The sequence below is a fragment of the Nostoc sp. LEGE 06077 genome, assembly GCF_015207705.1.
GTDB lineage: Bacteria > Cyanobacteriota > Cyanobacteriia > Cyanobacteriales > Nostocaceae > Nostoc_B.
On record NZ_JADEWI010000055.1, the window covers coordinates 36,082 to 42,892 of the forward strand.

At 36.4% G+C, this 6,811-nt stretch carries 8 protein-coding genes and 1 CRISPR repeat array; all 8 genes read right to left on the reverse strand.

The annotated features are described in order from the left end of the window. Positions 1 to 80 precede the first annotated feature (80 nt). Positions 81 to 1,181, reverse strand: a complete 1,101-nt coding sequence (locus IQ244_RS25490) for a T3SS effector HopA1 family protein (RefSeq protein ID WP_193899167.1) — start codon at positions 1,179 to 1,181, stop codon at positions 81 to 83. A 299-nt stretch (positions 1,182 to 1,480) separates the two neighbouring features. Beyond that, positions 1,481 to 2,659: an aminoglycoside phosphotransferase family protein gene (locus IQ244_RS25495; RefSeq protein ID WP_193899169.1), complete on the reverse strand. Its 1,179-nt coding sequence runs from the start codon at positions 2,657 to 2,659 to the stop codon at positions 1,481 to 1,483. 76 nt (positions 2,660 to 2,735) lie between these two features. Further along, on the reverse strand, positions 2,736 to 2,981 hold the full coding sequence (locus IQ244_RS25500) for a hypothetical protein (RefSeq protein WP_193899171.1): 246 nt from the start codon (positions 2,979 to 2,981) through the stop codon (positions 2,736 to 2,738). A gap of 297 nt (positions 2,982 to 3,278) precedes the next feature. Further along, complete coding sequence (locus IQ244_RS25505; RefSeq protein ID WP_193899173.1) at positions 3,279 to 3,533, reverse strand: hypothetical protein; 255 nt, start codon at positions 3,531 to 3,533, stop codon at positions 3,279 to 3,281. A 234-nt stretch (positions 3,534 to 3,767) separates the two neighbouring features. Continuing rightward, positions 3,768 to 4,025, reverse strand: coding sequence for a hypothetical protein (locus tag IQ244_RS25510; RefSeq protein WP_193899175.1), 258 nt, complete (start codon positions 4,023 to 4,025; stop codon positions 3,768 to 3,770). 110 nt (positions 4,026 to 4,135) lie between these two features. Then, complete coding sequence (locus IQ244_RS25515) at positions 4,136 to 4,393, reverse strand: hypothetical protein (protein ID WP_193899177.1); 258 nt, start codon at positions 4,391 to 4,393, stop codon at positions 4,136 to 4,138. A 110-nt stretch (positions 4,394 to 4,503) separates the two neighbouring features. After that, positions 4,504 to 4,749 carry a hypothetical protein gene (locus tag IQ244_RS25520; protein WP_193899179.1) on the reverse strand — a complete coding sequence of 82 codons (246 nt, stop codon included), beginning with the start codon at positions 4,747 to 4,749 and terminating at the stop codon, positions 4,504 to 4,506. A 775-nt stretch (positions 4,750 to 5,524) separates the two neighbouring features. Continuing rightward, positions 5,525 to 5,794, reverse strand: a complete 270-nt coding sequence (locus IQ244_RS25525) for a hypothetical protein (protein ID WP_193899181.1) — start codon at positions 5,792 to 5,794, stop codon at positions 5,525 to 5,527. A gap of 407 nt (positions 5,795 to 6,201) precedes the next feature. Further along, a CRISPR array of direct repeats spans positions 6,202 to 6,686; the repeat unit is 37 nt; unit sequence GTTTCAATCCCTAATAGGGATTAGGTGAAGTTTAAAC. The last annotated feature ends 125 nt before the right edge of the window (positions 6,687 to 6,811 follow it).

The following is a 6,811-nucleotide window of genomic DNA, read 5'->3' on the forward strand; positions in this document are numbered from 1 at the left end:
GCTTTTATAGCCCCAACTTTTTGAATAAGTCGGGGCTATTTTTTCTCTCGAAGAATGTATGATTGCTATTTAAATTAGTCTCAAGATAAAGGCATATAGATATCTTGAGAATCAGCATTGAGGTAAGGACGTTGTAAATCCACTTTCGTTAGATAAAATTGTTGAAGAATTGCTGTTATTCGATTGGCTGGTGTATGATTTCCTTGCTCCCAAGCATCAAGCAAGCCATTGGCGAGAATTTGACAACGATGCGTCCCAAAACTTTCTTGTTCAGCAAATCTGCGGTTGGGTTCTTCGGCGATCGCTAACCCAGGTGCGATAAACTTAGTAAATAAAGGTATTTCTGGCTGAAAATAAGATTGACATTCGGCATAAACCTTTTCTAAGACTGAGTGAACCGTCGTATAATCGTTTTTATCAAAGTAAAATACTGCCGAATCATAACGTTCGTATTCGGAAGGATTATATAGTGCTTTAAATGAAAAAGGAATTTCGAGCAAGTTAAGCTGACTAGTCAAGGTATCCATAACCGCAACAGCACCTTCGGGAGTTAAATTAAAATAAACACGTACCAATCTTTCCCGATTTGTCGCTGTTCCAGCGTTCGCCACCGCCATATAAAAGCCATTCTGAACCAAATTTTTCGGCATTTTAATTGCAACATACTTACCCACAGAGGGAAATTGGTTTTGCGGTAGTAAATGACGATTGCGCTGAATATACAGCGTCAAACCATCCTTCTGTACTGTTAAAGTGTCATCTAGATTTTCTTGGACTACTAGCCAATTGTAATTCCAATAGCCTTCACCTCGATTACTTTCGTGTAGGCGATCGTAAAAAGCCACATCTACACCCAACAAAGTATTATTTTCGAGATTTTGATTTAAAGCTATATTGTTAGTCTCTCCATTGGTTGCGAGAGAGCTTTTCAGAGAACCATTGTAATAAATCCCATAGAGAAAACCTCGCAATTGCAGACTTAAGAATTTCTTTTGCAGCGCCGCAGGTAGTTGCTGAAAGCGGGTAATTACTGATTCTGGCAATTGCAATGGTTTGTAGTCTGGATGCTTAATACAATAAGCTGACTCAATTTCAATGTTAGAAATAATATCTTGTAGTGATGTCTGCAATGACTCAGGAATCTCTGATAGTTGAGTTGCGAGAGAATCTAACATTTGCATAACAGTTTACCTGTAAATTAATTAGAATGGCCTAAATATTTGTAGTGGGGATAAGGCAAGAGAAAAAAAGTTTCTAGCTTAGTTAGCCTTCTGTAACATAGTTTGGTTTTTCCCACCCACTTACTTAAGAGTGTCGAATGAAGCGAAGACAGATGCAGAGAAGGTGATGTGTATAAGGGTAGAAAAATAAAAAATGCAAAATGCAAAATTGTAAATTTTGCATTTTTTTGGTATGTCAAATGACATAAAGAAACAATACAACCTCTGAAATAACTGGGTATAAAGAAAACTAGTAACTTTTAATTACGAGAGAAACTTTGCGGTAAAAGTTCTAAAGCTTCTACGCCAAAAATTGTTTTCATTGATGCTTTGGGATTACATAGCAAACTTTTAGCGACTTGCAGCATACAAATTCCCACATTCCCAAAAGTTTTTTCATGCTGGAGTCCGGCTTGAATAGCTGTTATCAAAGCTAAACCGCAAAACTGTACAACTCGTTCTAAGAAATCTGGACAAGTCTCTAAAATCTGGGGAAAATGAGCTAAATAAGTAGACATCAACGCCGCAATTGAAGGTTGAAGTAGTTCTAAAGGTGTAGTAGCAAGACGCAATGACTCTTCAATAGCCATCGATTTACTGGTAGTCATGCTATACAACCAGAATTGCAAATAGCTGGCGATGAGCATTCCTAAATCATGTGCCGGATCTCCCCAAGCACCACGTTCCCAGTCAATCAAGCGAATCATCCTTTCACTTGAGAAAGAGTTATTGAAAACCGCCTCTTGCCAATTTAAAGATAAAAGAATATTGTTCAGCTTTAAGTCATGATGAGTCAGACAATAGCGGGTGTAAGAACGGTGTAAGTTTGCGATCGCCTGTCCCAAACTATCGTAACGTTGATAAAGAGTAAAAAACTTCAATCCCTCACTGGGAACCAGACCAAAAATTTCTGGAGTGATTCTATCTAGTCCTAGTGTCAGGTTAGGATTTTTGAGGTGAGATATCTGCGCGGATGTTTGAAAGAATTCTGCATAGTCTGGATTTTCCATAGTTGCGTGATGGATTGAAGCCAAGGTCATTCCAACTGCGATCGCAATCTTTGTGGGAAAGACATTTTCTTTGATATAGAAATCAGCTAAATCCCGGTAATTCTTGAGATAATTGAACACAATGATCGAATTGTCAGCATCAAAATGCACTGCTTCTGAACAACACCAGCGAATGTGACTGATATCGGGGAATTTTTGGAAAAACTGATGCACTCTCCATTCTTCAAAAAACTCCCCAGCAGTTTTTCCTTCTCGATTGAGGCGCTCTTGTTTAACTAGAAGTTGCCGACCATCAGGTAAACTAACTAACAAGTTGAAGTTTTTTGCTGGCTTTAGTTCAATCTTACTTAATGACTGTTCTACTGGAGTAGAAAGTCCAATGGTAAGCAAGTATTCGAGAACATTTTGAGAGCTTAATAAAAATGCCATATTTTTAGATGTGGAGCGTTTTTCAAAAATAAACTATGATTCCTATAGAATCAGCATCAAAAATGTGACACTGAAATTAAAATAAGCTAAATACAGAATGGGTATATTTAGGCTTAGTAATTTTGAAGGATTTGGCTATTGATGAAATACTGTAAATTGCATAAGCTGATAACACAAAATTCAAGAGTTGATAAGCAAAGCTAAAAATTTGCTGTAATTCTGATTCACCACCATATATATACAGAGAATCTCGCTCATCGACTTCGGTCAGGTAGCTTTCTAAGTTACCATAACTTAGATTAGCAACGATAATTTTTGCCATTTCATCATTCCCAGAAAATCATGAAACTGTTGTGATCATGAGCTTGATTAAAGTATCTATTATTGCAATCATGCTCAAAGGTTAACTACAAAATATTTAGGTAGAGTCAGATAGATAGATGGATTGACATAAACTAGAAGTGGTTGGTGACGCTCAATCCAAAATGCTATGTGGTAGATGTGTAAATAGGTTTTTCAAAAATCAAATTCCGATATAGCTGGCTCTCTTGGATTTGATAATTACTGAAGATGATGAATCCAAAAGAGCCATCTAGCTTAGTAGTAAACTTCAAATTTATTAGTAATTAGACTTACTGAAGGACTTAGCTATGCTAAAAATATGCTGGATAGCATAGACATCAACGAATCCTTCAATCAGCTTATTAAATACGCTGATGTATGAATCAGAGCCGTCGTAGTCATAATAATTAGCATTATTACCACCATGTGCAGCATTCAGATCAACATCACTCAGATCATTGAGGAAGCTTTCAGAATCTTGGAATAGTTGAGAGCCAGCAACATTTAGTTCAGAAAGAGTGATATTAGCCATAATTTTGTCCTCTAAGACTTGGTTGTAATCAGGTTAATTTGCAGTTAATAAAGCTGGATATTGCTTCATTATTAAGGTGCTGACTCATACAAACTCTCTAAAACATTGCATCTATCTCAGCTTAAAGCTAGAGAAATACAGCCTGTATCTTCTACATGAATGCCTAATAGTGTTGAATACAGGCTGATTCATTGCATATTTACAGAGAATCAGTAGTAAATTACAAAGCTATTACTAGGCGGCGGAGACACCGTAGCCGCCGTTGCTGAAGGATTTAGCTATACCATAAATATGTTGAATAGCATAAACATCAACAAATCCTTCAATCAACTTATTGAATCCGTAAAAGTCGCTAATATAACTATTCGAGTTACTATCAGCACCATGTGCAGCGATCGCATCAACATCACTCAGGTCATTTAAGAAGCTTTCAGAATCGTGGAACAATTGAGAACCAGCAGCATTTAATTCTGAAAGAGTGATATTTGCCATGATTTTATCCTCAAAAAATTGCTGACAATTGATAATTTGTGCCGGGATTTTAAGCTATCTTTCACATCATAATTAAGCGAAAGATAGCTTAGTAGTAAATTACAACGCTATTAATAAGCGGAGTTACTGTAGCCGCCGTGGCTAAAGGACTTAGCTATGCCATAGACATGTTGGATAGCATAAACATCAACAAATCCTTCAATCAACTTATTGAATCCGTAAAAGTCGCTAATATAACTATTCGAGTTACTATCAGCACCATGTGCAGCGATCGCATCAACATCGCTTAGGTCATTTAAGAAGCTTTCAGAATCGTGGAACAATTGAGAACCAGCAGCATTTAATTCTGAAAGAGTGATATTTGCCATGATTTTATCCTCAAAAAATTGCTGACAATTGATAATTTGTGCCGGGATTTTAAGCTATCTTTCGCATCATAATTAAGCGAAAGATAGCTTAGTCCTAAATTACAGAGCTATTAATAGCCTGAGACACCGTAGCCGCCGTGGCTGAAGGATTTAGCTATACCATAAACATGTTGGATAGCATAAACATCAACAAATCCTTCAATCAACTTATTTAATCCAAAGCCGTCGTAGCCATAGCCATAGCCAGAACCACCAGCGATCGCATCAACATCGCTCAGGTCATTTAAGAAGCTTTCAGAACCTTGGAAAAATTGAGAACCAGCAGCATTTAATTCTGAAAGAGTGATATTTGCCATGATCTACTCCTAATTGAATTGTTTATCATTGAGTGTTTTTTTTGGGCGATTAAGCTGTATTTCGCTTAACCGTTAATGCAATTTTTATTTACCGAAACTATAAAAGTCAACGCTATAAACACCTTTAGAAAGACTCAAATAAATGTCTTACGTCTTTTTGAAATTATAGATTTTACCTGATTAGTTATGTTGAGAATGGTAGTAATATCAAGAATAAAGGTTAACAAAGTCCACATTTTGCAGGTTTAGAGGGATTCTGATATGCGTAATACTATTTACTTGAATAACAGTTTGAAAAGTTTTAAGCGAACAGAATTCGCTACTATACAGGCGAAGTTAGCCTGCGCGGACTAACAGAAAATTCAGGTTTTTAACCTGCGGAGACAAGTTTTGTCTGTGTTATCGCGATTGCTATTCGCTAGGGCTGGTATTAATTTAGACTTTTCAAACATTCTCTTAGGATAAATGTATGGATATTAGAATTTTTGTGCAATGCTATTAGCTACCTACACACATCATAAAAATGAGCATTTTCTAGATTAACTTACTAATTATTGGTATAAAAAATCGTACGTTCTTATAATACTTACATTTAGAACGTACGACTATTAATAAAATAATCTAGCCAAAAAAACGGCTTGCTAATGGATTGATATTTCTGAGCAGCAACATAAAATACACAGAAATGGAATGAGTCAAGAGATAGAATAATTAGTTTCTCCTGACTCTTTTATTCTGGCTAATAACTTTCTGAGCAACAGCATATTGCCCAGAATTAATAATAAGCGTAATAATCGTCGTATGGTTGTCGTCTCCCATAACGATTATTAGGTTGTTGTTGTTGTTGTTGTTGTTGTTGCTTTAGTTGAGTCGACACACCCTGAAGAATGTCATTGATATTTTGTTGCAGCTTTAACAAATCACTAGTGTCGATTGTTATTGTACTTGCACCTGCTTCTATAGTTCTAGCTTCCGAAGCAGTTAGTTCAGTAATATACTGATCGTCACTATTAAGATAAAGGTCTGAGATTGTGATTCTTGCCATTGATTTACCTCTGCAAATATAGTGAAGTGAGTTAATACAGCTTTAAATAGAATAAAGCTGCACAGATATTATCTCTCTCTTATATTTTGTATGTGCATTTTTTAAAATCAAGATTTTTCACCTGATTTTTTAGACACAATTCAAGGAGTTTCGTCTATAAAAACAAAATTTTTATCGTAATTAAAGTTTTTAAGTCCAGAGTCTAATAACGTTTAGATGGTGTTTATAAGGTATGAATTATTATCCAGTTATTCTGGTGATGAAGTAATAGACTTCTTACATAAATATCTCAGGACTTACGCATTCGCCGCTAGGCATTACCACAGGATAGTGCAAAGGCATAAATAAAAGCATACAAAATTACTTTTACAACAGGTCTATTGTCTTTCTCTGGTACTTAGCGTGTAGTTTCAATCCCTAATAGGGATTAGGTGAAGTTTAAACGAGAAACATAGCCAAGGCTACCATCAGGATTAATGTTTCAATCCCTAATAGGGATTAGGTGAAGTTTAAACTTTTGCGCTCCTCACGTGTGGTGATTGCACCTTCATCGGTCGTTTCAATCCCTAATAGGGATTAGGTGAAGTTTAAACCAATCAGCAGGGACGAATATTTGTGCTTTATCTCTAATGATGTTTCAATCCCTAATAGGGATTAGGTGAAGTTTAAACTCCGAGCTACTGCTCAATGGTACGGAAACTTTTGAAATTACGTTTCAATCCCTAATAGGGATTAGGTGAAGTTTAAACATTACTTTGTAACAACGACCACTGCCGCAACGCTGTTTCAATCCCTAATAGGGATTAGGTGAAGTTTAAACTCCCACAGGCGTACACTCTGGGGAGAGGACAGATTGTTTCAATCCCTAATAGGGATTAGGTGAAGTTTAACCCTCTTCTGTCACTTTCCGAGTATTCTAAATAAAAGGATTAAAAGAAAAAACTCTGGAAGGTAAGCAGGGCAATGGATGTGGAATTACAAATCCTGAAACATTTACGTCGAGACGCTCACCCAACA

Coding starts and splice junctions, on each gene's coding strand:
- IQ244_RS25490 (WP_193899167.1), bottom strand. CDS start 1,181: ATGCAAATGTTAGATTCTCTCGCAACTCAACTATCAGAGATTCCTGAG.
- IQ244_RS25510 (WP_193899175.1), bottom strand. CDS start 4,025: ATGGCAAATATCACTCTTTCAGAATTAAATGCTGCTGGTTCTCAATTG.
- IQ244_RS25525 (WP_193899181.1), bottom strand. CDS start 5,794: ATGGCAAGAATCACAATCTCAGACCTTTATCTTAATAGTGACGATCAG.
- IQ244_RS25505 (WP_193899173.1), bottom strand. CDS start 3,533: ATGGCTAATATCACTCTTTCTGAACTAAATGTTGCTGGCTCTCAACTA.
- IQ244_RS25520 (WP_193899179.1), bottom strand. CDS start 4,749: ATGGCAAATATCACTCTTTCAGAATTAAATGCTGCTGGTTCTCAATTT.
- IQ244_RS25495 (WP_193899169.1), bottom strand. CDS start 2,659: ATGGCATTTTTATTAAGCTCTCAAAATGTTCTCGAATACTTGCTTACC.
- IQ244_RS25515 (WP_193899177.1), bottom strand. CDS start 4,393: ATGGCAAATATCACTCTTTCAGAATTAAATGCTGCTGGTTCTCAATTG.
- IQ244_RS25500 (WP_193899171.1), bottom strand. CDS start 2,981: ATGGCAAAAATTATCGTTGCTAATCTAAGTTATGGTAACTTAGAAAGC.